The organism is Caulobacter sp. GW821-FHT10E02 (assembly GCF_059415225.1).
In genome coordinates, this window is record NZ_JBWKMV010000001.1 from 524,908 (window position 1) to 549,812 (window position 24,905).

The 24,905-nt window shown below is 65.4% G+C and carries 24 protein-coding genes, 1 tRNA gene and 2 pseudogenes; 13 read left to right on the forward strand and 14 right to left on the reverse strand.

What is annotated here, in order from left to right; translation table 11 throughout:
* Positions 1-189 precede the first annotated feature (189 nt).
* Positions 190-477: an Asp-tRNA(Asn)/Glu-tRNA(Gln) amidotransferase subunit GatC gene (gene gatC / locus AC07NI_RS02585; protein ID WP_494615864.1), complete on the forward strand. Its 288-nt coding sequence runs from the start codon at positions 190-192 to the stop codon at positions 475-477.
* Positions 477-1,949: an Asp-tRNA(Asn)/Glu-tRNA(Gln) amidotransferase subunit GatA gene (gene gatA, locus AC07NI_RS02590; protein WP_494615866.1), complete on the forward strand. Its 1,473-nt coding sequence runs from the start codon at positions 477-479 to the stop codon at positions 1,947-1,949. Before gatC ends, gatA begins: the two co-directional genes overlap by 1 nt.
* Before the next feature lie 58 nt (positions 1,950-2,007).
* Here the strand turns inward: gatA and AC07NI_RS02595 are convergent, their stop codons facing one another.
* Positions 2,008-2,619 (reverse strand): hypothetical protein, encoded by a 612-nt coding sequence (locus AC07NI_RS02595; protein WP_494615868.1) that lies wholly within the window; start codon positions 2,617-2,619, stop codon positions 2,008-2,010.
* A 240-nt stretch (positions 2,620-2,859) separates the two neighbouring features.
* Here AC07NI_RS02595 and gatB point away from each other — a divergent pair, with 240 nt between their 5' ends.
* Positions 2,860-4,359, forward strand: a complete 1,500-nt coding sequence (gene gatB, locus AC07NI_RS02600; protein ID WP_494615870.1) for an Asp-tRNA(Asn)/Glu-tRNA(Gln) amidotransferase subunit GatB — start codon at positions 2,860-2,862, stop codon at positions 4,357-4,359.
* Positions 4,360-4,436: 77 nt separating this feature from the next.
* On the opposite strand, the gene AC07NI_RS02605 is transcribed toward gatB, so the two are convergent.
* Both AC07NI_RS02605 and AC07NI_RS02610 read right to left on the reverse strand, forming a co-directional pair.
* Entirely contained in the window at positions 4,437-4,781 is a 345-nt protein-coding gene (locus AC07NI_RS02605) for a proteophosphoglycan 5 (protein WP_494615872.1), read from the reverse strand.
* Between the two features lie 192 nt (positions 4,782-4,973).
* Positions 4,974-5,495: an RcnB family protein gene (locus AC07NI_RS02610; protein WP_494615873.1), complete on the reverse strand. Its 522-nt coding sequence runs from the start codon at positions 5,493-5,495 to the stop codon at positions 4,974-4,976.
* Between the two features lie 210 nt (positions 5,496-5,705).
* On the opposite strand from AC07NI_RS02610, the gene AC07NI_RS02615 reads away from it, so the two are divergent.
* Both AC07NI_RS02615 and AC07NI_RS02620 read left to right on the forward strand, forming a co-directional pair.
* A complete protein-coding gene (locus AC07NI_RS02615; RefSeq protein WP_494615875.1) occupies positions 5,706-6,431 on the forward strand; it encodes a glutathione S-transferase N-terminal domain-containing protein in 726 nt (241 codons plus the stop codon).
* 172 nt (positions 6,432-6,603) lie between these two features.
* A complete protein-coding gene (locus AC07NI_RS02620) occupies positions 6,604-6,885 on the forward strand; it encodes a sel1 repeat family protein (RefSeq protein ID WP_494615878.1) in 282 nt (93 codons plus the stop codon).
* A 49-nt stretch (positions 6,886-6,934) separates the two neighbouring features.
* Here AC07NI_RS02620 and AC07NI_RS02625 read toward each other — a convergent pair whose 3' ends face one another.
* On the reverse strand, positions 6,935-7,699 hold the full coding sequence (locus AC07NI_RS02625) for a polysaccharide biosynthesis/export family protein (RefSeq protein WP_494615880.1): 765 nt from the start codon (positions 7,697-7,699) through the stop codon (positions 6,935-6,937).
* Positions 7,700-7,784: 85 nt separating this feature from the next.
* Between AC07NI_RS02625 and AC07NI_RS02630 the strand changes: the two are divergent.
* The 3 genes and pseudogenes from AC07NI_RS02630 to AC07NI_RS02640 all read left to right on the forward strand — a co-directional run bounded on the left by AC07NI_RS02630 (position 7,785) and on the right by AC07NI_RS02640 (position 11,331).
* Positions 7,785-9,316: pseudogene (locus AC07NI_RS02630) on the forward strand (Wzz/FepE/Etk N-terminal domain-containing protein).
* A 48-nt stretch (positions 9,317-9,364) separates the two neighbouring features.
* Complete coding sequence (locus AC07NI_RS02635; RefSeq protein WP_494615884.1) at positions 9,365-10,066, forward strand: P-loop NTPase family protein; 702 nt, start codon at positions 9,365-9,367, stop codon at positions 10,064-10,066.
* An 86-nt stretch (positions 10,067-10,152) separates the two neighbouring features.
* Entirely contained in the window at positions 10,153-11,331 is a 1,179-nt protein-coding gene (locus AC07NI_RS02640; protein WP_494618219.1) for an O-antigen ligase family protein, read from the forward strand.
* On the opposite strand, the gene hfsH is transcribed toward AC07NI_RS02640, so the two are convergent.
* From hfsH to hfsE, 4 genes are read right to left on the reverse strand one after another with little or no spacing between them, the layout of a single operon-like run.
* Positions 11,328-12,101: an oligosaccharide deacetylase HfsH gene (gene hfsH, locus AC07NI_RS02645; protein WP_494615888.1), complete on the reverse strand. Its 774-nt coding sequence runs from the start codon at positions 12,099-12,101 to the stop codon at positions 11,328-11,330. The two genes, AC07NI_RS02640 and hfsH, sit on opposite strands and share 4 nt — an antisense overlap.
* Entirely contained in the window at positions 12,101-13,030 is a 930-nt protein-coding gene (gene hfsG / locus AC07NI_RS02650) for a polysaccharide biosynthesis protein HfsG (protein WP_494615889.1), read from the reverse strand. Before hfsG ends, hfsH begins: the two co-directional genes overlap by 1 nt.
* Entirely contained in the window at positions 13,027-14,466 is a 1,440-nt protein-coding gene (gene hfsF, locus AC07NI_RS02655) for a polysaccharide biosynthesis protein HfsF (protein ID WP_494615890.1), read from the reverse strand. Before hfsF ends, hfsG begins: the two co-directional genes overlap by 4 nt.
* Positions 14,467-14,476: 10 nt before the next feature.
* Positions 14,477-15,991, reverse strand: coding sequence for a polysaccharide biosynthesis protein HfsE (hfsE, locus tag AC07NI_RS02660; RefSeq protein ID WP_494615891.1), 1,515 nt, complete (start codon positions 15,989-15,991; stop codon positions 14,477-14,479).
* A gap of 132 nt (positions 15,992-16,123) precedes the next feature.
* Between hfsE and AC07NI_RS02665 the strand changes: the two genes are divergently transcribed.
* The 4 genes and pseudogenes from AC07NI_RS02665 to AC07NI_RS02680 all read left to right on the forward strand — a co-directional run bounded on the left by AC07NI_RS02665 (position 16,124) and on the right by AC07NI_RS02680 (position 17,614).
* A tRNA-Ser gene (locus AC07NI_RS02665) sits at positions 16,124-16,214 on the forward strand.
* A 267-nt stretch (positions 16,215-16,481) separates the two neighbouring features.
* Positions 16,482-16,565: pseudogene (locus AC07NI_RS02670) on the forward strand (Arm DNA-binding domain-containing protein); the annotation flags it as partial.
* Between the two features lie 60 nt (positions 16,566-16,625).
* On the forward strand, positions 16,626-17,378 hold the full coding sequence (locus AC07NI_RS02675) for a tyrosine-type recombinase/integrase (protein ID WP_494615894.1): 753 nt from the start codon (positions 16,626-16,628) through the stop codon (positions 17,376-17,378).
* The gene (locus tag AC07NI_RS02680) at positions 17,375-17,614 is read left to right on the forward strand and encodes a hypothetical protein (RefSeq protein ID WP_494615897.1); all 240 of its coding nucleotides are present in this window, start codon (positions 17,375-17,377) and stop codon (positions 17,612-17,614) included. The genes AC07NI_RS02675 and AC07NI_RS02680 overlap by 4 nt, the downstream gene beginning before the upstream one ends.
* Here the strand turns inward: AC07NI_RS02680 and AC07NI_RS02685 are convergent.
* Positions 17,574-17,825: a helix-turn-helix domain-containing protein gene (locus tag AC07NI_RS02685; RefSeq protein WP_494615899.1), complete on the reverse strand. Its 252-nt coding sequence runs from the start codon at positions 17,823-17,825 to the stop codon at positions 17,574-17,576. The two genes, AC07NI_RS02680 and AC07NI_RS02685, sit on opposite strands and share 41 nt — an antisense overlap.
* 267 nt (positions 17,826-18,092) lie before the next feature.
* Here AC07NI_RS02685 and AC07NI_RS02690 point away from each other — a divergent pair, with 267 nt between their 5' ends.
* On the forward strand, positions 18,093-19,238 hold the full coding sequence (locus tag AC07NI_RS02690) for a hypothetical protein (RefSeq protein ID WP_494615903.1): 1,146 nt from the start codon (positions 18,093-18,095) through the stop codon (positions 19,236-19,238).
* Here the strand turns inward: AC07NI_RS02690 and AC07NI_RS02695 are convergent.
* Genes AC07NI_RS02695 through AC07NI_RS02715 form a run of 5 tightly spaced genes read right to left on the reverse strand, consistent with a single transcriptional unit; the run spans position 19,235 to position 24,657 of the window.
* On the reverse strand, positions 19,235-19,963 hold the full coding sequence (locus tag AC07NI_RS02695; RefSeq protein ID WP_494615908.1) for an ABC transporter permease: 729 nt from the start codon (positions 19,961-19,963) through the stop codon (positions 19,235-19,237). The two genes, AC07NI_RS02690 and AC07NI_RS02695, sit on opposite strands and share 4 nt — an antisense overlap.
* Positions 19,960-20,601, reverse strand: coding sequence for an ATP-binding cassette domain-containing protein (locus AC07NI_RS02700; RefSeq protein WP_494615911.1), 642 nt, complete (start codon positions 20,599-20,601; stop codon positions 19,960-19,962). Before AC07NI_RS02700 ends, AC07NI_RS02695 begins: the two co-directional genes overlap by 4 nt.
* A gap of 2 nt (positions 20,602-20,603) precedes the next feature.
* Positions 20,604-22,175 (reverse strand): hypothetical protein, encoded by a 1,572-nt coding sequence (locus AC07NI_RS02705; RefSeq protein WP_494615916.1) that lies wholly within the window; start codon positions 22,173-22,175, stop codon positions 20,604-20,606.
* The gene (locus AC07NI_RS02710; RefSeq protein WP_494615919.1) at positions 22,162-23,544 is read right to left on the reverse strand and encodes a hypothetical protein; all 1,383 of its coding nucleotides are present in this window, start codon (positions 23,542-23,544) and stop codon (positions 22,162-22,164) included. The genes AC07NI_RS02705 and AC07NI_RS02710 overlap by 14 nt, the downstream gene beginning before the upstream one ends.
* A gap of 9 nt (positions 23,545-23,553) precedes the next feature.
* Entirely contained in the window at positions 23,554-24,657 is a 1,104-nt protein-coding gene (locus tag AC07NI_RS02715; protein WP_494615922.1) for an ABC transporter substrate-binding protein, read from the reverse strand.
* Positions 24,658-24,905 lie beyond the last annotated feature (248 nt).

Sequence of the window (24,905 nt, forward strand, 5' to 3'; positions counted from 1 at the left end):
CGACGGTCTCCCGGTTTTCCGGACGGTCGCATGACGTTGATCGATGGAACAGCCTCTCGGGCCAAGCTTGCCGAAAATTCCCCGTTCGCCGGACTTTTCGGCGGTGACGCGCCCCGCAGGGGAGTGGAAGCGCTTGTCAAAGCGCCCCTCGCACGGCTAACCCACACGCTCGAATTTCAGGAGATCCCCATGGCCATCGACGCCGCCACCGTGCGGAAGGTTGCGCGCCTAGCCCGCATCGCCGAACCCGAAGAGCGCCTGGAAGGGCTGGCTCAGGAACTGAACGGCATCATGGCCTGGATCGAGCAGCTGGCCGAGGTCGACACCGACGGCGTCGAGCCGTTGACCAGCGTCGTGGCCGCCGGCCTGCCGCTGCGCGAGGACGTCGTCACCATGGGCGGCGATCCGGCTCGCGTGACCAGCAACGCGCCCAAGTCCGTGAACAACTTCTTCGTCGTGCCGAAGGTGGTCGAATAATGAGCGCCCTGACGAAGCTGACCCTGGCCAGCGCCCTCGACGGCCTGGCCAAGCGCGAGTTCACCTCGGTCGAACTGACCAAGGCCCACATCGAGGCCGTCGAGGCCGCGCGCGGCCTGAACGCCTACATCCTTGAGACCCCGGAAAAGGCCCTCGACATGGCCGCCAAGTCCGACGCCCGCCGGGCGCTGGGCGAGGCCGGCCCGCTGGAAGGCGCGCCGCTCGGGATCAAAGACCTGTTCTGCACCGACGGCGTGCGGACCACGGCCTGCTCGAAGATCCTCGAGAACTTCATCCCGACCTACGAGTCGACCGTCACCAGCCAGCTGTGGCGCGACGGCGCGGTGATGCTGGGCAAGTTGAACCTCGACCAGTTCGCCATGGGCTCGTCGAACGAGACCAGCTACTTCGGCCCGGTGACCAATCCCTGGCGCGCGGCGGGTTCGAACAAGGCCCTGACGCCAGGCGGTAGCTCGGGTGGCTCGGCCGCGGCCGTCGCCGCCGACCTGTGCCTGGGCGCCACGGCCACCGACACCGGCGGCTCGATCCGCCAGCCGGCCGCCTTCACCGGCACCGTCGGCATCAAGCCGACCTACGGCCGCTGCTCGCGCTGGGGCGTCGTCGCCTTCGCCAGCTCGCTGGACCAGGCTGGGCCCATCGCCAAGACGGTCGAGGACGCGGCCCTGCTGCTGACCTCGATGTCGGGCCACGACCCCAAGGACTCGACCAGCCTCGACATCGCCGTGCCGGACTTCACCCAGTTCGTCGGCAAGTCGGTGAAGGGCCTGCGCATCGGTATCCCCAAGGAATACCGCGTCGACAACATGCCGGCCGAGATCGAGAAGCTCTGGCAGGACGGCATCGCCTGGCTGAAGGAGGCCGGTTGCGAGATCGTCGACATCAGCCTGCCGCACACTAAGTACGCCCTGCCAGCCTACTACATTGTGGCCCCGGCCGAGGCGTCCTCGAACCTGGCCCGCTATGACGGCATGCGCTACGGCCTGCGCGAGGACGGCGCCAACCTGACCGAGATCTACGAGCACACCCGTGCGTCGGGCTTCGGCGACGAGGTCAAGCGCCGCATCCTGATCGGCACCTATGTGCTGTCGGCCGGCTATTACGACGCCTACTACCTGAAGGCCCTGAAGGTGCGTCGCCGCATCGCCGAGGATTTCGACAACGCCTGGCAGAAGTGCGACGCGATCCTCACCCCGACCGCGCCCTCGGCGGCGTTCGGCCTGGGCGAGAACAGCAACGACCCGATCGCCATGTACCTGAACGACGTCTTCACGGTGACGACGAACCTGGCGGGCCTGCCGGGTCTGTCCCTGCCGGCCGGCCTCGACGCCAACGGCCTGCCGCTGGGTCTGCAGATCATCGGCAAGCCTCTGGACGAGGCCACGGTGTTCTCGGTCGCCGGAGCGGTCGAGAAGGCCGCGGGGTTCTCCGCCAAGGCCGAGAAGTGGTGGTAAAATGAAAAGGGCGGCTCCTCGCGGAGCCGCCCTTCTTCGTTCGGGGTGTGGGGTCCCGTTATTGCGGGATAGTCGCCTGGGGCTGCGGCGTCGGGGCCGGAGCGGCCGGGGCGGGGATCACCAGCGGAGCCGGCTCGGCGATCGGAGCGCTGACGGCGGGCGGCGCGGCCTGAACCGTGGCGCTGACGTTAGCCGAGGCCGTGGAGGCGTCCGGAGCGCTGGTCTCGACCGGCGCGGCGCGGCGAGCCGTGCGGACCGGAGCGGCAGCGCGCGGCGCCGGGGTCGAGCGGGCCACCGGAGCCGGAGTGGCCGGTTCATTGGCGGCCAGTTCGGTCGGCTGCGGGATCGGCGACGGCGTGGCCGAGACGTTGGCGGGGACCGGCGTCGTGTTGGCCGGAGCCGGGCTTTCGGCGGCGGCGACCTTCAGCGACTGCGGATCGGTCGGCGCTTCGGTGCGATTGGCGTTCATGCCCCAGATCAGGGCGCCGGCGGCGACGGCCAGGACTGGGACGCCGACCAGAAGCGGCAGGTTGCCGGACGCCTTCTTCTTCGGCGTGCGAGCATAGATCGGCTGGCTCGGAAACAATGCCGAAGCATTCGAGTCAGTCGCGACGACCGGTTCCGGAGCGTCGAAGTTCAGAGCGGGGCGGGCGGTGCGAGCGGTGGGCATTTCTACCTCCGTGAGTGAGCTGTTCGAGAAAATGAACGGCGCGATAACTCAGCGGTTCCCTTGCCCCGCAATGGCGCCGGATTTGACTCAATCCGGCCTTATTCAGTTAAATCGAAAAATGAACGGCTACGCTTCCTGAAAACAACTTCAAAGCCTTGCGAGGCCTGGATCGAAGAAGATGCCATCCGCAGGCGTCCGAAAGCTTTTCCGGCCCCGCCCGCTTGATGTAGAGAAACGGCCATGACGCAAGATTCCAAAACGATCCAAGGCCGCACCGGCCCCTGGGAAATCGTCCTCGGCCTCGAGGTCCACGCTCAGGTGGCCAGCAAGTCCAAGCTGTTCTCCGGCGCCGCCGTCGGTTTCGGCGCGGGTCCGAACGAGCAGGTCAGCCTCGTGGACGCGGCCATGCCGGGCATGCTGCCGGTCCTGAACAAGTTCTGCGTCGAGCAGGCGGTGAAGACGGGCCTGGGCCTGAAGGCTCAGATCAATCTGAAGAGCCGCTTCGACCGCAAGAACTACTTCTATCCCGATCTGCCGCAGGGCTATCAGATCAGCCAGTTCGACCAGCCGATCGTCGGCGAGGGCGTCGTCACCGTCGAGCGCGATGACGGCACGACCTTCGACGTGCGCATCGAGCGCCTGCACCTGGAACAGGACGCGGGCAAGTCGCTGCACGATCAGGACCCGAACGCGACCTATGTCGATCTGAACCGTGCTGGCACGGCGCTGATGGAGATCGTCTCCAAGCCCGACATGCGCACTTCGGAAGAGGCTGCCGCCTACGTCAAGAAGCTGCGCACGATCCTCGTCTACCTGGGCACCTGCGACGGTGACATGGAGAAGGGCAACCTGCGCGCCGACGTCAACGTCTCGGTCTGCCGCCCCGGCGACTACGAGAAGTTCCGCGAGACCGGCAGCTTCAGCCACCTGGGCACGCGCTGCGAGATCAAGAACGTCAACTCGTACCGCTACATCCAGCAAGCCATCGAGTACGAGGCCCGTCGCCAGATCGAGATTCTGGAGGACGGCGGCAAGATCGACCAGGAGACCCGCCTGTTCGACCCGACCAAGGGCGAGACCCGCTCGATGCGTTCGAAGGAAGAGGCGCACGACTACCGCTACTTCCCCGATCCCGACCTGCTGCCGCTGGTCCTGGATCCGGCGTGGGTGAAGGACCTGGAAGCGACCCTGCCGGAACTGCCGGACGCCAAGAAGCTGCGCCTGCAGAGCCAGTACGGCCTGTCGGCCTATGACGCCGGCGTGCTGATCATCGAGAGCGACCGCGCCGACTACTTCGAAGTCGCCGCCAACGGCCGGGACGCCAAGCTGGTGGCCAACTGGGTGACCAACGAGCTGCTGTCGAAGCTGTCGGCGAACGGCCACGAGATCGCCGCCTCGCCGCTGCCGTCGTCGGACATCGCCCAGCTGGTCGAGCTGATCGAGAACGGCACCATCTCGTCGAAGATCGCCAAGGAGGTCTTCGAGCACATGTGGGCCGGCGAAGGCCGTCCCAGCGAGATCGTCGAGAAGCGCGGCCTGGTGCAGATCAACGACACCGGCGCCATCGAGAAGGCCATCGACGACCTGGTCGCCGCCAATCCTGACAAGGCCGAGGCCGTGAAGGAGAAGCCGCAGGCCCTGGGCTGGTTCGTCGGCCAGGTCATGAAGGCCACGGGTGGCAAGGCCAACCCCGCCACGCTCAACGAGCTGCTGCGCAAGAAGCTCGGCGTCGCCGAATAGGGCGCTAGCGACCGTCCAGATACGACGAGGGCCCGCGGTGGAAACCGCGGGCCCTTCTTCGTTGATGCGAACTCTTGTTATTGGGGCGTGGTCGGCTCTTCGGCCGGCTTCTTGTGCTTCTTGGCCTTCTTGGCGGCCTTGTCGTCGGCGGCCGGGGCAGCCGGTTCCTGCGTGGCCGGAGCGGTGGCCGAGGTCGGGGCGCCAGCCGAGTCGGCGGGCGTGGCGGTCTCGGAGGCCGGCGGCGCGGATTGCTCGGTGGTCGGGGCGGCGGCCGACGGATCGTTGGTCGGAGCCGGCGTCGTGATGCTCGGCTGCGGATTGGCCGGCGAGGTCTGGGGCAGGGTCGATTGGGCCAGGGCCGAGCCGACATAGGCGGTGGCGGCCAGGGCGAGGGCGGCGGTGGTGATGCGCAGGGTCTTCATGGGTGGGGACCGTGTTGCTTCAGCGTCGTTGTGTGACGCAAGCCCAACGCTGGCTTGGCAATGCGGTCGAAATGACTTCGCAATCGGGCGCTTAGGCCTCAGTCGCGGCGAGGTTGAGGCGCTTGTGACCGCAAAACGGCGTCCCAGGCAAAGCCCAGGACGCCGTGTTCGAGCTGCAAAAGCAGTTCAGGTCTAGTGGTTGGCGATGACGTCAAAGATCAGGCCGGTCGCGATGGCGGCCAGCACGTAGTCATTGCCGGTGCGGTACCAATAGTAGCCACGGGGCGGCTGGCGCAGGCTGTAACGATAGTAATCGTTCACCACATAGCCGCCGCCACGATAGTAGCTGGGCAGGTAGGCGCCGCGACGCCACGACGTATAGCCGGGGCGGAAGCCCGGACGGCCATAGTAAGAGGACGGCGGCGGGCCGTAGGACCAGCGGTTGTTGTAATAGTAGCCGTTGTGACGGCCGCCATCCCAACGATCACCACGGCCATAGTCGCCACGACCGTAATTCCCGCGACCGTAGTCGCCACGGCCGCGATCGCGATCATAGTCGCGACGGTCGTGATCCCGGCCGCGGTCGTAGCCGCCACGGTCACGATCGTTGTGTTCCCAGCGGCCGCGGTCTTGCGCGGCGGCGTCGGTGGCCGTCAGAGCCATCGGGCCCGCCACGGAGGCCACGGCGGCGATGGTGAGCAGCAGACGTTTCATCTCGTCTTCTCCTAGTGGTCGGGCGGCGCCTCCGAGACGTCGCCTAGAAACTTCCCTCGACCTTGAAACGCACAATCGTCCTTCTCGGCTGAACCCAGCCTGAACGGCGCCGTCAGGCTTCGCTTGGCTGATTTCCCTACGGAAGCCTTGGCGGGGAGGGCGCGGGCGACCATCTTCCGTCACAACAACGATTACAGGGAGGGAAGGCCAATGAGCCGTCCGATCGAACTGCACTATTGGCCCACGCCCAACGGCTGGAAAGTCTCCATCGCCCTGGAGGAGATGGGTCTGCCTTACGAGATGATCCCGGTGAACATCGGGACCGGCGAGCAGTTCAAGCCGGACTTCCTGGCCATCAGCCCCAACAACCGCATGCCGGCCATCGTCGACCACGACGGTCCCGACGGCCAGCCGATCTCGATCTTCGAGTCCGGCGCCATCCTGCAGTACCTGGCCCGCAAGACCGGCCAGTTCTACGGCGAGACCGAGCGCGACCGCGTCGACATCGACCAATGGGTCATGTGGCAGATGGGCGGCCTGGGCCCCATGGCTGGCCAGACGCACCACTTCCGCCAGTACGCGCCCTCGATCATCGCCGACCAGCGCCAGATCGCCTACGGCGCCATCCGCTACACCAACGAGACCCATCGGCTGTATGGCGTGCTCAACAAGCAGCTGGAAGGCCGCGACTTCGTCTGCGGCCAATTGTCCATCGCCGACTTCATGATCTGGCCGTGGATCGTTCCCTGGAAGAACCAGGGCATTATTCTCGACGAGTTCCCCAATTTGAGGACGTGGTTCGAGCGGGTCGGGGCGCGGGAAAACGTGCAGAAAGGCTTTAAGCTCGGGGCCGAGTTACGCACGGCAGGGCTGCAAGCGTCGGGAAAAGCGGCCGAAGAAGCCCGCAGAGTCCTGTTTGGACAGCGTGCCCGTTAAGGGGCTGTATACTGTGATTTACGCCCAGTAATCAGAGTCAATAAACAGTAACAGGGTGCGGCATTTATGCTCTCTGCGCGCTTAACTATATGTTCAGTCGCGCGGGACTTTCCTCTCTTCAAGCTCAGAACCGACAAAACGTCCGGGGCGAGTTTGAGAGAGGAGATGAGCCATGATGATGATGAATGAAGCGCCGCCGGCCATCGTCGCCACCCTGCCGCTGCCGACCGCTGGGTCGACCGGTGACGAGCTATTCCGCATGGGCCTGCTGTACTCGACCGGTCAGGGCGGCGCGCCGCTGGACTACGTGTCGGCGCACATGCTGTTCAACCTGGCCGCCATGCGCGGTTCGGTCGAAGCCAAGATCTACCGCAAGGAACTGTCGCAAGAGATGGCCAGCGACGAAGTCGCCGAAGCCCAGCGTCAGGCCCGCGAATGGCTCGCCCACGGCTGAACCCGGTCACCCGGGTTCAAACTGCCCGCCGGTCCTGTGGGGGACCGGCTCAGTTGCCGCCGTTGACGTTGCCGTTGATCGCGTAGCTGAAGCTGATGGGCAGCAGGTCGCGGAAGTACTGCTGCATGAACAGGCCCGCTTCCGACACGCCGCTGCGCGGCACGTAGACGACGTCGAAACGCCGCAGGGGCACCAGATCCGTGCCGCCCGGACGAGTCAGGCCCGCCAGCAGGTCCGCCGTCCGCATCATCGCCCGCCCGTCGGGGCCGCGACGAATGATCACAACCTGATTGCGCTTGGCGCCATTGGTGAAGCCGCCGGCCTGGATGATGGCCCGCAGGGCGTCGCTGTCGCCCGCCATGTCGAACACGCCGGCGTTCTTGACCTCGCCGCCGACAAACACCTTGAGCGGCGTCGCCGTCTTCACCGAAACCTGGACCTGGGGCCGCAACAGCGTGCCGGAATAGGCCTGGCTGATCGAGCCCTCCAACTCGTCGATCGTGCGATCGGCGGCCATGACCGGGGCGACCAGCGACAAAGTGATGCGGCCGTCGGGCTGCACCGTCACCGACTTGTTGAGCTCCGGCGCCGAGGGCACGGCCACATCGACCTCGTCGCCCGGATAGAACCGGTACGACGGCTCGCTCTCGCTCCAGTCGGCGTAACCGATATTAGAGAAGTTCGCGGTAGGTCTGGGGCCAGGCGTGATCGGCTCGGCGTCGATGTGCCCGCAGGCGGAAAGCCCGCCGGCCACCAGGACCACGGCCCAAATCGCCTTCAAGGGGACCGTCTTGAGATGCGTGCGGCTCTGCATGCGACAAGTCTTAACAGGAATGGGTAACGAACCCTTAAGGCCGGTCGCCCCAGGGTGCGAGGCAGATTGAACCGCTTGGATTCGGATGTCGACGAGCCCTTGGACCAACGTGCCGCATGACTCACCGCCTCGGATGGCGGCGAGCAGCGCTGGCGCGCGTCCGAAGTACGCGCCGACCGACTTCGTCACCCTGCTGTGGCGCGAACGATTCCTGATGCTGGTGGTCTTCGTGGTGATCGTGGCGCTGGGCTTTGCCTTCGCCACCACGCTGAAGAAGAACTACACCGCCCAGTCCAGCCTGTTCGTCCGTCTGGGCCAGGAATATGTTTACGAACCCCGGGCCGGCGACGCGGGTCGCGGCGCGGTGCCCAATACCGACGAGGTCATCCAGTCGGAAGCCGAGATCCTGGGCAGCGGCGAACTGCGTGAGCGGGTGATCCGCAAGGTCGGCTTCGGCAACATCTTCCCGAAGTCCGCGGCCAAGTACGCGGCCGCCACGCCCGAGGGTAAGCGCAAGCTGTTCGCCGAAGGCCGCGACTCGATCGCCAAGAGCCTGAAGATCGAGACCGCGCCGGACAATTCGATCATCCGTCTGGCCTATCAGAACAACAGTCCGGAAATGGCCGAGAAGGTGCTCAACACCTTGCTCGAGGAATACCTGATCTATCGCCGCAGCCTGCTGATCGGCGGCGACAACAATGTGTTGCAGCGCCAGCGCGACATCTTCGCGCAGAAGCTGGGCGACGCCGACACGGCCTATCAGTCGTTCCTGACCACCAATGACATCGGCGACTTCACCGCCCAGAAGACCACTCTGACCCAGCTGCAGGCCCAGGTCGAACAGCAGAAGTATTCGGTCGACGCCCAGCTGCAGGATCGCACGGGCCGCTTGGCCGCCGTGGAGGCCGAACTGGCGCGCACGCCGCCCGAGGCTGTGCTGTATCGCGACACCGACATGTCGGCCTCGACCAAGCTGGCTTCGCTGAAGCTGGACCGGGAGGGCCTGCTGGCCCGCTACACCGCCGGCGCCCAGCCGGTGCAGGACATCAACGCCCAGATCGCCCAGTTGGAAGCCGGCCTCGCCGCCGGCCGCACCAATGGCGAGGGCGCGCGCCGCAGCGGTCCCAACCCTATCTGGCAGACCCTGGCCACCACCCGCAACGACCTGCGGGCCGAGGTCGCGGCCCTACAGCAGTCGCAGGCCGCCTACGCCCAGCAGGTCACCGACGTGAACTCGCGTCTGTTGCGCCTGGCCGGGCTGGAGCCGCAGTTCAACGAGCTGTCGCGGGACCGCGACGTCTTGTCCACGAACGTCCGCGACTTCACGGTCAAGGAACAGCAGGACGAGGCCCAGCGTCAGATGTCGTCCGAGAGCAGCGACAACATCCGCATCGTCCAGCGCGCCGTCGCCCCGTCGACCGGCAAGAGCCTGAAGAAGCCGGTCCTGATCCTGGCCGTCCTGTTCGCGGGCTTCACGGCGCTGTGCGTCGGTCTGGTCCGCATGTTCCTGCGTCCTGGTCTGCAGACGCCGGAATCGGCCTCGCGCACCCTGGGCGTGCCGGTCCTGGCCACCGCCGGGGTCAAGCGGTGAGCGCTTTCGTCGCCTTTCGCCCCTAGGGTTAATGTCGCAAGTTGCGATCTTCTGAGTACGTGGCGATTCGGTAGATGGTGGATTTGAACGTCGAGATGACGGAGCTGTGGGGGGCGCTTGGCACGCCGCCCGCCGGACGTCCGCACGTCGTCCAGTTCATCTCCGCACGGCGCGGGGAGGGCACCTCGACGGTCGCCCGCGAGTTCGCCCGCTTCGCCTCGCGCCGCGCCGGTCGCAAGACCTGGCTGATCGACCTGGACCTCAACAGCCCCAGCCAGTTCCGTGAGATCGCCGCCGATCCGAACCGCTTTGGGCCCATGGGTCCGCCGGTGGCGGCCTCGCCCGACGGCTCGACCTTCTTCACCGTCCAGCCGCCCGCGCCGCGCGCCGAGGGCGGCGTGTGGCCGGACGCCAAGTTCCTGACCGGCCACAGCGTCGGCGGGCCGCGCCTGTGGATCACCCGCTTCAACCGCGAGGCCCTGCGCGGTCGCCAGCAGGCCCATGTCATTCCGTCGGCGGACTATTGGCGGGCGCTGCGCAAGCACGCCGAGGTCATCGTCGTCGACAGCCCGTCCCTGGACCGCTCGCAGTCGGGCCCGACCATCGCCCAGCACATGGACCAGACGGTGATGGTAGTCTCGGCCGACCAGCCGGACGTGCGCCAGCCGGCCATGCTGCGCGACGCCCTGACGGCGGCCGGTGGTCGCTGCGCGGGCATGTTCTTCAACAAGGTCTCGGTCGAGCCTCCCGGCTTCCTGAAGGCGATCCTGCCGTGACCAGCCTGGCCCCAGACGCGGCTTGGGGCAGGCGGGACGCTCGGACGCTGGAGCCGTCGCTCCTGACGGTCGCCTTCGCCGTGGTCATGCTGCTGATCTACACCGGTGGCTGGCAGCTGCCGCTGTTCGGCGAGAAGACCGACGAGAGCGCTTCGGGCTTGCTGCGCGTGGCCTTCCTGCCCGCCTACGGCCTGGCCTTCCTGCTGATCCTGGCGCGGCCCTGGAACATGGTGCGGGCCACGCTGCGCCAGCCGTTCCTGATCCTCCTGATGCTGGTCGTGGGCGCGTCGATCTACTGGTCGATCCAGCCCGACGTCTCGATCCGCCGCGGCTTCGCGGTGGGCTGCACCACCCTGTCGGGCCTGGCCGTGGCCGCGCGCTTCCGCTGGGCCGAGATGGCCAGAGTGTTCGCCATCACCTTCTGCGTGCTGGTGGTGGCCTGCTACGTCGCCGCCATCGCCTTCCCGTCGATCGGGATCATGCGGGAGCTCTTCCCCGGCGCCTGGCGCGGCCTGTGGCTGGAGAAGAACTCGCTGGGCGGCATGATGGCCCTGGGCTGCTGCATCCTCTGCGCGGCGGCCCTGCTGGACCCTCGCTACAAAGGCGTCTGGATCACCTTCGCGGTCCTGTCGGTGGGTCTGGTGATCCTGTCGCAGTCCAAGACCTCGCTGGCCTCGCTGATGCTGGGCCTGATGGCCCTGGCCTTCGTGTGGATCTGCCAGCGCGGCCCGGCCTTCGCCGCCGCCGCGACCTGGGCCGGGGTCAGCGGCGCGGCGCTTCTGGCGGCGTTCATCCTCCTGGCGTCGGACGTCTTCTTCCAGTTGCTGGGCAAGGACGCGACCTTCACCGGCCGGACCCAGATCTGGACCGCCGCCATGCGCCAGATCGAGGACCGCCCATGGCTGGGCTACGGCTACGCCGCCGTCTGGAGCGACAAGTCCGGTTGGGGACCGCTGGCCTGGATCGTCCACGACGCCAAGTTCACACCGCAGCACGCCCACAATTCGTGGATCGAGCAGTGGCTGGGCATGGGGATCATCGGCCTGAGCGCCTGGGCGCTGTTCTATCTGCAGACCATGACGCTGGCGATCATCGCCGTGTTCCGCAATCGCGGGGCGCTGCTGGCCTTCCCGTTCCTGGTCGTCTTCACCCTGGTCAGCCTGACCGAGAGCATCGCGGTCGTGTACAACGACTTCCGCTGGGCCGTGTTCGTGGCCCTGGCGGCGAAGCTGGCCTTCTCCGACAAGGCCCAGGACGAGGGCTAGAGCCCGATCCGGCGCGCGCCTTCGGCGACAGTCACCACGTCGAAGCCGTCCGCCACCGCCCGATCGATCAGCCGCTCCAGCGCGCCCGTCGTGCAGCCCCACTGCGAGGGCTCGGCCGCCACGTCGTGGGTGTAGAGGATCAGCCAGGCCTTGCGGGCCTTGGCCTTGTCCAGCCAGCCATTGGCGACGCTCTCGCCGTCCTCGCCCTCGATGCCGACGGCCGGAGCCTGGTTGAGGTCGGCGCCGTCGGCGATTAGGCCGTGGTGCAGGGCGCGCAGGGTCTTGAAGCGGCCCGCCAGGGCCGTCTTGGCCGGCGCGCCGACGTCGCCGTAAGGGTAGGCGAAGCTGACCGGATCAGGCGTGCCCCAGTGGGCCAGGCTCTCGGCGTTCTGGTCGATGTCCGCCACGGTCACCGCGCTCGACGACTGGCCGCAGTCCAGGTGCGAGAAGGTGTGGCAGGCGATCTCGTGCCCGGCGTCATGCAGGCGGCGGGCGTCCGCGCCCGTGGCGAAGCGGCCCATCGGCCCGTCGCGCCCGGCCAGGCCGGCGGCGAAGTAGTAGGTGCCGCGCAGGCCGCGCGTCTCCAGCGCCTTGGCCCCGGCTTCGCAGGCCGTGGCGGGGGCGTCGTCGAAGCTGAACGACACCATCGGCCGCTCCAGCGCCACCTTGGCCGGCCGGCGATAGGCCAGGCGGATCAGCCGGCGGCGCAGCTTGCCCTTCAGGCTGCGGTCGGGCTCGTAGGCGTCGACCTTCTCGAACGAAGTCTGCATCAGACGGCCTCGATATAGAGGGACGCGCGATAGAGCCGCATGGCGAACGCGCGAAGGGAGACGGGGGCGGCTTCGGCCAGGGCGATCGACTTCAGCATCGGTCGCCAGACGCCGCGCAGCGGGAAGGGCTTCAGCGCCTTGGCGACCTTGTAGCTGGGATAGGCGCTGACGATGTCGCGGTGGCTGGCCACTACGCGGGCGAAATTGGCCGCCGACTGCTCGTACTTGGCGGCCATGGTCGGCGCGGCGTCCAGGCCCAGGTGGGTGGCGGTGTTATCGATGTGTAGGATCGGATGCTGGCGCACGACCCTCATCGCCCACTCGACGTCCTCCCAGCCCCAGCCGGCGAAACCCTCGTCGAAGCCGATGGTCTCGAACACGTCGCGGCGGACCAGCAGGTTGGAGGTGAAGACGTGCTTTTCCGGTTCCTTGGCGCGCTCGGGAGCGGGCGTGCAGTCGCTCTTCAGCGCCATGGTCCGGTGCAGCTCGGTCTCGGGCCGTGGAGGCGTCTGGTCCAGGGTGAAGCCGCCGAACGCCACCGGGGCGTTGGTTTCGGCCACCGCGGCCCAGCGGCTCAGGAAGTCGGGCGTGTCGGGCAGCATGTCGCTGTCCAGGAACAGGAAGTGCGCGCCGCGCGCGTGGCTGGCCAGGCGGTTGCGGCCCTTGGCGCGGCCCTCGTTGCTGGAGAGGCGCACGAAGCGGGCCGGCACGCGCAGCTTCTCGATCCGGCGGGCGATGCGTTCGGCCAGGGCGTCATCGCCGCCGCCGTCGTCCAGCACCACGATCTCGGCGTGGGCGCTGGGATCGTCCAGCGCCTTGAGCAGGGCGGACGGGTCGTCGCGGAAGGTGGGGATCAGCACGGACAGGCGCGGCTGGGCGCTGGCCCAGGCGGCGTTCTCGATACGGATTTCGGTGATGGGGGCGGTCATAGGGCGGGGGCCCTCCGACGAAGAAGACCAGAAAGTTTCGCGCGCAGCCCGCCGATGTTCAGGCCCAGGGTCAACGCGCCATAGACGACCGCGCCGACGCCGGCCTTCAGGGCCAGCTCCAGCACGCCGCCGGGCGAGGGCAGCAGCGACACGCAGGCGGCCATGGCCAGGCTGGCGCCGCTGGCCTTGGCCAGCACATCCCACGGGATCGGCAGCGGGCAGGCGCGGCGGGCCAGGGCCCAGGCGGCGACGGCTCCGATGCCGTAGCTGACGGTCGTCGCCCACAGGGCGCCGTCCAGGCCCAGCATCGGGATCAGCAGCAGGTTCAGGATCACGTTGGCGATGGCCGGAGCGATCATGCTGACGATCAGCAGCGGCGTGCGGCGGGCCAGGGTGAAGGCCTGCAGCAGGTAGTAGGTGGTCATGCCCGACAGCCAGCCGCTGGCGGCGATCCAGGGCGTCACGTGGCTGGCGCCCTCGCGCAGGGCCTCGCCGATCATCAGGTCGGCCAGCGGAGAGGCGACCAGGGCCAGGCCGACGGCGGCGGGCAGGGTCAGCAGGATCATGAAGCTGGCCTGCTCGCGCGCGGCCTCGGTCAGGGACGCCTGGCCGCCGCGCTCAAGGGCGGCGATCAGGGCGGGGGCCCCGGCCATGCCCAGCCAGATGAAGACGACGTCCAGGGTGCGGCTGCCCAGCGAATAGCCGGCGTGATAGACGCCGACCGTCGCCTCATCCAGGAACGCGCCCAGCAGCAGTCGGTCGGTGCTGGCCAGCACCAGGGCCAGGATCAGCGAGAAGGCGACGGGCAGGCCGTAGGCGGCGTAGCTCGCGGCCATGGCCTTGTCGAACTTGCCGCCGACCATGTGCTTCAGCTCGCGCGGCAGCACCAGCAGCAGGCACAGCACCGAGATCAGCCCCGTGCCCAGGCTGGGGGCTGCGCCGCCCAGGCCCGTGAGCGCCAGGGCCAGGCCCAGGGCGAAGCCGCCGGCGATCTGGACCATGGTCAGCAGGGCGGCGCTGGAGACCTCGCCGGCGGCGCGGCGGCGCTCCAGAGCCAGCTTCATCAGGCTGCCGACCAGGATGGAGGCGAGTGCCGCGAAGATGGCGTTCTTCAGCGCCGGGTTCAGCGGCAGCAGGGCGATGACGATCCCGACGACCGGCACGGCCAGGGCCGCGATGATCCACATCAGATAGAGGGTGGCGAAGTGGTCGGCGATGCGGCCGTCCTCGGCGCGGGTCGCCAGGAAGCGGGCCATGGCGGCCTCGGTCCAGGCCAGCATGGCGGTCTGGGTCAGGCTGCCGACCGAGAAGGCCAGGGCGTAGACGCCATACTGGGCCGGATCCAGCACGCGCGTGAACAGGACGATGGTGAGCAACCCCACCACGCCTTGCACCACATTGACCGGCAGGTAGCCGAGGACGCCGCGCCAGAACATCGCCGGCCGCCTAGCGCACCGCCGACCGGTCCCCGAGCAGGCAGGGGATGGTCATGACGATGACGTAGAGGTCCAGCCAGAACGACTGGCGCTCGATATATTCGACGTCCAGGGCCACGCGCAGGCGGACGCTCTCGGGCGTGTCGACCGGGCCGCGCGAGCCCTTGATGGCGGCCCAGCCGGTCAGGCCCGGCTTCATGCGGTGGCGGTGGGCGTATTCGGCGACCAGCTTGGCCGACTCGACGCCGCCGGTCTTCATGCCGATGGCATGGGGGCGGGGACCTACGATCGACATCTCGCCGGCCAGCACGTTGAACAGCTGCGGCAGCTCGTCGAGGCTGGTCTTGCGGATGAACTTGCCGACCTTGGTGACGCGGTCGTCATTGGCGCTGATCTGGCGCGCGGCCTGGGCGTCGGCCATCTCGTGGCGCATCGAGCGGAACTTCCAGACCAGGATCGCCTCGTTGTTGAAGCCGTGGCGACGCTGGCAGAAGAAGATCGGGCCGGGGCTGTCCAGCTTCACGGCCAGGGCGACAATCAGCATGACCGGACCGGCGACCAGCAGGCCCACGCCGGCCACGGCCAGGTCCTGGGCGCGCTTGAGCCAGGCGCGGCGCACGCCGGTGGCGGCGCCCGACAGTTCGTTCTCGCTGCCGGCGACGATGCGGGCCAGGGCGGCGTCGTCCTCGGCGGGACCGCCGACGTCGATGAAGAGGTTCACGGGGTTGGGCAGCACGCCCAGCTTCTCGACCAGTTGGCGCACGCGGCCCTGGGCCGTCGACTGCACGGCGATCACCACGCGGTCGACATAGGGCATGATGCGGTGGTCGAGCAGGGCGGTGGTGTCGCCCAGCACCGGCACACCCATGATGTTCTCGGGCGCGCGGTCCAGGCGGTCGTCGAACACGCCCAGGACGTTGGCCTCGCCGGTGCGCAGGGCCGCCTCGACCAGGCGCTGGGCGTTGGCGGTGGCGCCGACCACGATGATGTTGGGCGTCAGGCGACCCAAGGCGCGGCCACGGGCGATGATCGTCCACCAGGTCGCGTGCAGGGCGACGACGCCGGTGGTGGCGGCCAGCAGGGTCCAGACGACCGGCGCTTCGGCGCGGCCCGAGGCCAGCAGGGCGACGGCGGCGGGCAGCAGGCTCACACCTAGCGCCAGGGCGACCCTGGCCATGTGGCGCGGCAGGTCCTGCTTGCGCGGGAAGGCGTAGGCGCCCAGCATCCGCAGGGCGACCAGCACGCTCACCGCCCACAGGCCGGCGGCCAGCGGATGGCCTTCGATCGTCAGTCCCAGGGTGACCCCGGCGGCGACCAGGGCGTCGACGATGCGGAACGTGCGCGCCAGCAGACGAGCTTCCAGGCGGGCCCGCGACGGGATCAGCTGCCCCGGCCGGAACGGTCCGCGCCGCGCTCGCCCCGGATCACCACCCGCGCCGCTCGGAGCGCGCGCCCCGGCCGGCGCCGTCCCGACAAAGGCGGCGGCGGATTCGGCGGGCGAGGTAGGCGAGGAAAGGGGACGCATGACACTCGTCGTTTGAAAAACCATGTTCAGCCTAGCGGAGCCGTCTGAGCGCCCCGTTAACAGGCGAAATTTCCGCATAAGCGCCGTTGTCATCCGCAAGCGAACAGGCTATCTGACCGCTCCCTCTCAGGAGGAGACGTGGCCGAGAGGCTGAAGGCACCGCTTTGCTAAAGCGGCATACCTCAAAAGGGTATCGAGGGTTCGAATCCCTCCGTCTCCGCCACCACCCCTTCCATAGCTGTCCATAAGCGTCCGTACAGGTCCGGGAAACCCTTATGCCATAAGGGAAAAATCGCGATTATGTGTTTGGACGCGTCCACCCAAAACCACCACGATCAACGCTCAGGCCGTGGGTAGGAACTGGGGTAGCAATGGCCCGGCTTCATGAACGTTTGACTGCCCTACAAGTCCGCCGGCTCGACTCGCCGGGCCTTCACCGGACGGCGGCGGCCTCTATCTCCAGATCACTGGTGAGGCCGGGCGCTCTTGGATCTATCGCTATCGGGTCTCAGGACGCGAAAAGCAGATGGGTCTTGGTCCGCTGCACTCGGTCAGTTTGGCTGAGGCGCGGGAGCTAGCCTGTGAGGCGCGCCGGCTTAGGCAGCAGGGCGGCGACCCCCTTACGCAAAAGCGGGTGACCGAAGCGGCGGTGGTTCTCGATGGCGCCCGCGACATCAGCTTCAGCGACGCCGTGGACGGCTATATCGCCGCCAACAAATCAGCCTGGCGCAACGACAAGCACGTCAAGCAGTGGAAGAGTTCGCTCTCGACCTACGTCGAGCCGAAAATGGGCGCGCTCGCCGTCGCCGATGTCGGCACTGATCAGATCCTTCAAGCGCTGCAGCCCATCTGGGCGACGAAGGCTGTGACCGCCAGCCGCCTGCGCGGCCGGATCGAGAACGTCCTCGATTGGGTCACCGCCCGCGGCTATCGCCAGGGCGACAACCCGGCCCGATGGGCGGGGCACTTGGATAAGATCCTGCCGGCCAAGGCGAAGGTGGCCGACGTCAAACACCACGCCGCGCTGCCTTACGCCGGGCTTTCGGCTTTCATGCGCAAGGTGGCTGAGTTACGTGGGGTGTCAGCCAGGGCGTTGGAGTTCACCATCCTCACGGCGGCTCGGACGGGGGAGGTCTTAGGTCTGGGCTGGGAGGAGATCGATCTAGAGGCCCGGGTGTGGACCGTTCCGGCTGGGCGGATGAAGGGGCGCAAGGAGCATCGCGTGCCGCTCAGCGATCCGGCGATCGCCATCTTGGAGGCTATGGCTGAGAGGTGTCGCGAAGTGGAGCGCGTCGCTGGCGGCCGGCTAGCGCGGGCCCGGCGCCGACCAGTCCGATCGGGCCCGTGTTCTTCGGCGCTCGCGCCGGCAAGGGTCTCTCCAACATGAGCCTGCTCCAGGTGCTCAAGACCCTCAAGCGCCCAGATCTGACGACGCACGGCTTTCGCAGCACTTTCCGCGATTGGGCGGCCGAGACCACCAAGTACGCCGGCGAAATTGTCGAGATGGCCTTGGCCCATACGCTGGCCAACAAGGTGGAGGCGGCCTACCGACATGGCGATCTCTTCGCCAAGCGCCGGGCGCTCATGGACGAGTGGGCGAAGGCCTGCGCCGTTGCGGCTTAGGCTCGCGAGCCGCGGCCTCTAGGCGATCGAGATAAGCTTCTAGTTCCGAGCTGCGAACCAGGGTCCGGGTCCCATCCTTGAGGACGCGGATCTCGCCGGCCGCTATCAGCTCATAGAAGCGGCTACGGCTGATGGCCAAGGTCTCTGCGGCCTCCTTCACCCTGTAGGCGAGGCGACTGGTGGCTTGGCGTTCGCACGGCGTGTTGGTCATGGTCGCGCGTCCTGACGGCCAGGCGAAGTTCGGGGCGCCGTGGAGGGCGCTCCGGTCCAAGCTCGGCGCGGCGATCGAGGAGTTCAACGGGGGAGAACTCTTGGGAAACACCGGCGACTAGTGACATCGCCCGCGCAATGATGTGTTGCCGCGCCGCTAGCTAAGCTATGGTTGTGCGAAGGTGGCTACTCGCGGCCATGAGAGCGGGCTTTGTCTTGCCGTGTCAGCGCGGTGAGGCGACATGCGCATGATGGATGAGGGGGATCTATGGAGCTGCATTTTGAGCAGGTCGCTGCGATCGTAGCGGGCTTTATCACCGTGCCTGTCGTGGTTGGGCTCACCATCAGGACCACGGTCTGGGCGCGTCGGCGCGAGTTCAAGCGCGCCAAGGTCGCCGCAAGCCTTCAGCCACCTGAAATGGCCAAAGGCAAACGGTCCAAAGCCGAAGAGGCGCAAGACTTGGCTCTCTACCACCTGATCCAGGACGAGCATAACAAGGCCAAAGTCCTGCAAGATCGATGTGTCGCGCTCGTGGTTGGCGCCGCGATCGCTTTGCTGGCCGCCTTTGTCGCCTCGGCTCTAAGCGTGACCGTCTTGGTCAAGTTCGGAGCGTTTCATTGGTACTCGGCGGCGCTGGACGTGGCCGCCCTCGTCGCAGTGGCCCTCTCGTTTCGTTATTCAGGACAGCTACGCCGTAAATGGATCGGCCAGCGCATCGTAAGCGAGTTCATGCGCCAGTGGGGTGGCAGCGTCTGGCCGCTGACCGTGTCTGCAGACGGCCTTACTGCTCGATATGACGCGGCGAGAGCTAAGGTTGAAGCCGCCCTGCGCGGCCGTGATCCGATCGAGGCCACCATCGATCTTGGGCCTGAATGGCTGAAAGGGCTTGAGCAGGAGATCGCCAACAGTCCGCCGGTCTCTCTGGACGCATTCCGCTATTTCCTGCACCGGCGACCTGGCTACCAATTGGGCTGGTTCGACAAGTCTCGAAAGCGGATTGGAGGTCAGCATCATCGGCGGCGCAATTTGATGACGGGCCTTTTCATTTGCGCGCTGGCGGCGGCAGGAGCCAAAGCCCTCGGGCTCGCCCTGCACAGTCATGACCTTGAGTCGTGGTCGCTGTTCTTCCTGCTCATTTTCATCGGTCTAGGGGCGGCCTCCACTAGTATCTATGTCGGTCAGAACCAGCGCACGCTGCGTCACCGCTACGGGGCTCAGACGCGCCGCATCCAGGCCTGGTTTGATCAACACAAACACATCGTCGCCATGGCCAACGACGACAGGCCGCTTGATGCTCAGAGCATGCGGGCTATCGCGGCCGCCGCCGCATCGTTTGAGCTTTTGATGTTTGACGAGTTGGTGGACTGGATCGCCATCACCGAGGACGACTCCATGGAGCTTGCGCCCGTTTAGCCTTTGGCCGTGCGGCCCAGCCAATGGGCCGTGCGGCGAAGGCCGGCTGTTAGTCCACGATCGAGCGCCAATCCCATCGTCGCTGCGATGATCAGCAGCAGGAAGATCGCGGCGATGTTGAACGTCACCCGTGCGGTGTCCACAGAACGACCAAGGCCAGACGACGAGCCCATAAAGTCGGTGGCCACTGCGCTGGTCAGAGCGATAGCTAGGCCTACCCGCAGCGCCCCGATCATGGGGCCCAGCGTGCCTGGCGTAACCACATGGAAATACTCCCAGATGCGCGAGCGTCCCAAACGTTCGCGCTGCAGGCGCCATTCACGCGGCAGGGCTCTGGTCGCTTCGGCCAGGGGGCCAGCGACATAGGCCATGACACTGAGCGTCACCACCAGGATGCGGGCAGTTTCACCTAGGCCAAACCAGAGCAGGAAGAGCGGCATAGCCGCGAGCGCCGGCACCGACCGCGCCGCGGAGAACTGAGCATCAGCCGCCTTCGTCGTACCCAAACAGTGAGCGACTAAAATCACCAAGTAAGCGGCGCCCACGCCCAGGCCAAATCCGATCACGGTCCGCGCCAGCGTTGCAAGCGCACCGTTTAGCATCGAAATCCGGAAGGACGTCACCACGGCTTCTGGGCTGGGCAGAATGTAATGTGGGATAAGGCCAAACCGCGTGGCGAGCTCCCAAACGACAATCAAAAGTAGGCCGACGCTGATCGATCTCATGAGCCAAGCTCCACGCCGACGATCAGGCCATCGTCGCGGGATTTGAAATGGTAGATGCGGGAGACGTCGGCGAAGGCCTCGGGCGTATGGGTGCTGATGACGACGGTGCGCTCGCCGGTCTTAAGCTCGTTGATCAGGTCGAGGGCCGCGGCTCTCGAGACGGGGTCCAGCGAAGAGAAGAACTCGTCGAGTAGCAAGAGTTTGGCCGGGCTGCAGAGCGCAGCGACCAATTCGGCGCGCTTGTACATGCCCAGCGACAGCTCATGGGGGAAAAGGTCGAGGGCCCCCTCGGGAAGACCAACCCGCCGCCAATAGCTGTCGACAAGGGAGGGGGCTTTGGGGCGACGCAGCGCTATGTTTTCGCGAACGGTGTACCAGGGCAACAAGTTTTGGTGGTTGCCGATGAACTCGACCTCACGCAGGGGGTCATAACTGGCCTCTACACGGGCTTGAGTCGGGAAGGTCGCCCCTCTCTCATACCAACCCGATAGCAGCCTCATGAGGCTTGTCTTGCCGCTGCCCGAGGGCGCGACCAGCAAACAGAGGCCTGGCGCTAGTTCAAACGGGATGGAGATATCGATGCGAGGCGCCGAACCGGGTTCGAACTGCAAAAGCAGCCTGCGGATCTGCAGCTCCACGGTTAGGCCTCGCGTCTACCGGCGGCTGCTGAGCGTCCGGCGTCCTGCGAAACGGGCGCCGGCGACTGTTCTATTCCACCAAACCAAGCGGGTCGGTAACGTACATAAGCGCTAGCGCTCTCCATCTTGGTCATCCAAGCCTCAGGAGGGCCTGAAAGCATGGGTCCGCGATAGTTGGGCTGCGCAAAGAGAAGGGGCGCTAGAAGAGATTTTGCGAAGGGTGATAGTCGCTCACGAGTCTGCAACAGATTACGCGGATCGCGATCTGCTTTATGATCGCGAATTATTTCTTCAACTGGGTCCAAAATGGTCTGAGTGATTATTCTATTTAAGGTTCGCCTAATTTCATCGGATCTCGAGCCAATGTCCGGAATGAACCAGAAGAGCTGCGCGTTCTTATCTTCATCTGTAGAGTCGGGTTGCTGAACGGGATTCCAAACCGCATGGCGGAATGTCGGCTCGAAGCCAATATCAGGCTTGCCCCGGCGAGGTCCGAGATTGAGGCCAAATGAAGCGGCCCAAAGATGAGCGTCGGTCGAGATTGTAAGCGCGAGCCCCTCGCACTTTTCCGGCAAGCCGTTGATCCGGGAGGCAAACGCCAGGATCAACGGGATTTCCCAGTTAGTGATCGGGTCGAGGGCGCTGGAAGCATGAAGCTCTTCGTGGAAGAGTAGGCGATTGTGCTCATGGAAAATCGGATCGCTTACTTCACTAAGCAAGGCTTTGGTGCGATCTGGCCCAAACTGGCCAACAAACGACACCAGTTTCAACTGTGGCATTGGCCGATCGAGTTTGACTCTTAGCAGAAGACTGCGGCTGAAGCCTTCATCGAAAACCTCCTGCGCTACAACGGGGAGGGCCTTTCGGATCGAGCTCTCCAGCTGGAAGGCTGTGGCATAGCCGACATTGTAGTGACCATCTTCGATATTGATTGCGCCGGTGTTTTTGGTGGTCGAGCGAAAGAAGGATGCGGCGCCAAAGCCGACGCCCGGTACTATGTCCTTCACCGCGTAGAGCAGTGTGGCCAGCGGCAGTACGTCTACATAGGGTAGCACTCCGACCCGAAGCGGGTCGACTGGCAGCGAGGCGGCGGGATTTGCAGGCGAAAGCCGGCGAATATTGCTCTGACTTTCGTGGGCTACCAGCGTCTTGACGATGTCTACAAGATCGCCAAGACGCTTTCCGAGGCCCAGTGCCTGCCTCACCTCCTCCGGTGAGAGCGCTTGGTTCCAAAGCGCTTGGGCCCAGCGTGCGGGATAGGCCTGTGGCGCGAAGTGCAGTCCGTCCGGCTTGAAGAAGGCGGCTGCCTCCCGCTGCCGGGTCTCGTTATCGCCCAAAGCTGCGGAAAGGTCGTTCCAGGTCTGCTGAGCGGCTGAGGCGTTGAACAGGCGGGGCGTTTGGATCGGCACATCGATCTCGCCGCTAAGACGGGCGTCTGAAACGGCGTTTGAAATGCGCTCGAAAAGGGTTTGGCGTTCTGTCGGCGGCGCGCCGTTGATGAACCAAGCAAGATAGCGGTCCGCGTCATGCGGTGCGAGAAGCAGCGCTTGCCGGACTATCTCAAGCGGCTGCATCGACAAGCGCCTCGTAGTCCTCAAGCGCGGCGAGATGGTCACGGATAAGCGTGTTTGACCAGCGGACCACAAAGTCCGTCGACCTGGCCGAGCCCCAATCATACATGATCTGCTCTATGATCGTGCCCATTTCCTCAATGTCGTAGGTCGGCGGGGCGTGTTGCTGTCCTTTGATGAAGGAGAACACCGCCAAAACCAGAAAGGCTAGCTGCAGCGTTGCCGCATGCAGGCTTCGTGCATGCTCCGCGGTGTCGCGAAGTTTGATCGCACGGTAGGTTGTGGGTGTGTCTGCCCCGATTACTGCCTGCCAGGCCTCATTGAAGAAAAACCGGAACGAACCGTTCGTAATCAAGTCCATGGTGATTTTATAGCCCTCCACCCACCAGCTAGCAGGGGGCTCGGCCATTGTAGTTGGTGGGTCCTCATGATCGAGGAGAGCTTGCAGGCGCTCGCAGCAGGCCGTCAGAAAGGCCTGCCCTCTCTGGCCGGATGGCTGATGTCCCAGCCGGCGGCGAAAGGCTTGAAGCGCCGGTAGAAGGCCCGCGCCGACGCAATCCCGAAGGTCGGCCTCCAGTCGTGATTGGTGAGGGGGCAGGTAGGCGCTGAGGTATTTCTGGAGTTGAGCGTGCGCGTAAGTAGGCTCCCAAGGGCCATTTTGCGGAGGAGCGGCCATTAATTCAGCCATGGCGTTCTGGAGTTTAATTCCGAGGCCGGCCTGTATAGAGTGTAAGGCCTTCAGGTATTTTAGCGCGTGCGTCAGGCTCTTTCTGGGGACGATGAAGCTCTCCCGTTTATCGTCGAGCTCTAGAGCTGATTCATCCAGGGTAATCAGCCACAGGGTGGCAGCTAAAAGCCCCGTTGATGCCTCCAGAAGGGCGGGTGTGAGTGGTAATTTTGGCTGCTGACCAGCCTTGATCTGGGCTTCGGATCGGAAGAATTCTTGAAACCGGGAGAGCTCCTTGGAGGTCAAGGCGGTGGGGTTCTGAGCGGACATATTGCGCCGCCCCCCAGACTCAAATTCGGGGAGGGGTTCGCCATAAACTTGCACGAAACGAAAGGTGTCGAACCGGCGATCCCTGCGCGCCAGGGTTTCATAGTAATGGTACTCTTTTCGAGCTGATTGCGCTTGATCCCAATCGGCTTCTCTGGCGACCATCAAGCAGCAGTCTGCGGCGTTGATGGCGTGCTTTGATTTGGCGTCGAATTCGTCGTGTGTTTCGGACACGAGAATTGTTTCGATCTCGACCTTGGTGTCACCGGCGGCGAATGCTAGCTGCGACTTCAGGTGATGCGCAGCTTCCTTTCCAGGCTTCTTCGCCCAGAGCAAGAGGACCTTCAGGCTGTCTGCGTTGCTTGAGAAAACCGACATCTTGCGATCTCAATGACACGAAGCAGCGGCTTCGGAAATCACCTGCGGCGCTACGAACTGATCGGTGTTGGCGGGGGCCTCGGCAGCCTTGCCAGCGTCGCTCATGGCCTTGGCCGAGCGATCCCAGACCTTCTTCCAATTGGCGCTGCCATCTTGGGCGATGAACAGGCTGGTCGCTTCAGCCGGCGAGCGGGGCAGCACATTGTAGGCCCGTAGGGCCGAGTATTCTTCGAAGGTGAGGCTGCTGGCGCCGCGCGATACAAGATAGGCGTTGGTGGTGGTATATGCCGCGCGGGGGTCCTGAGTAACCAGGCCGGTGGTCTTATACCAGCCGCAGGCAAAGGCGAGTACATCGGCCTTGCGGGTTTTCCACACTGCTTCGGGGGTGACGAAGCCAGTAACAACGTCCAGGCCAAGAGCCTCTGGGCTAATGGCTTCGACATAACCGCGGCGCTCGGCTTCGAAGCGTTGCTGTGAGCCCACGGCCACGACCGCGACCGAACTGTCCGCCAGCGAGTTCATTGCGCTGTCGAGTGAGGCGTTGACGAGCTGAAGGTCGTCATAGGCCGTGCCTGAGCCCTCGACGAAAGCGCGCAAGGCCTGAGCAAAGACGCTGCCGTCGGGAACTACGACCTTCTTGCCTCGCAGCTGAGTCAGGAACAGCGCTTTGGCGTCGGGGCCTGTGAAATCGGAATAGGGGCGCACGCCCTTGGCCGCGTAAAAGCCCAGGCCACGAAACTTCCAAGCCGGCAGCACGAAGACCACCGGTTTGCCCGCAGCCGCCAAGTTACGGCTCTTGTTGACGAATTCGTCGAGCGTCGACATCGACACGTCAAGCCCGCCGCCGGACAGAATATCGTACTGGTTCTCCCAAGTCGTATCGACGAGCTTGATGCGCGGATTGAGAGGACCAAAGAGGCCCTTTTCGACGCCGACCTGGGTAAAGGCGGTATCGACGAATGGCGGCACAGAGACGCGCAGGTCTGCAGCGGCTGTTTGTTGAGAAGATCGAGTCCAAGCCAAGTAACCGATCGCGGCAAGCGCGATAACGATCGCAGCGGTTACAAAAACCCCGAGCGCGCCGCGGCGCGGTGAACCAGACGTATCAGTCACTTCAGCCCCCCTGAAGGTTCAACCGATCCTTGCACGCGCCACACAGTTCGGCAACCCAATGAAAGAACATGGTTCGTCAAGGGGCCGGCTATGGAGCTATGGAAAAGGGCCGATTTCTCGGGCTGCAATCAAAACGAGCGCCTGCGCTTCCTATTCGGGGAGGAAACCATCTTGGGGCGGCTCGGGAAGTGAACCTCCAGTCGGATCTGGCGAACACAATCTATGGGGGTGGTGGAATTGAAGCCTAT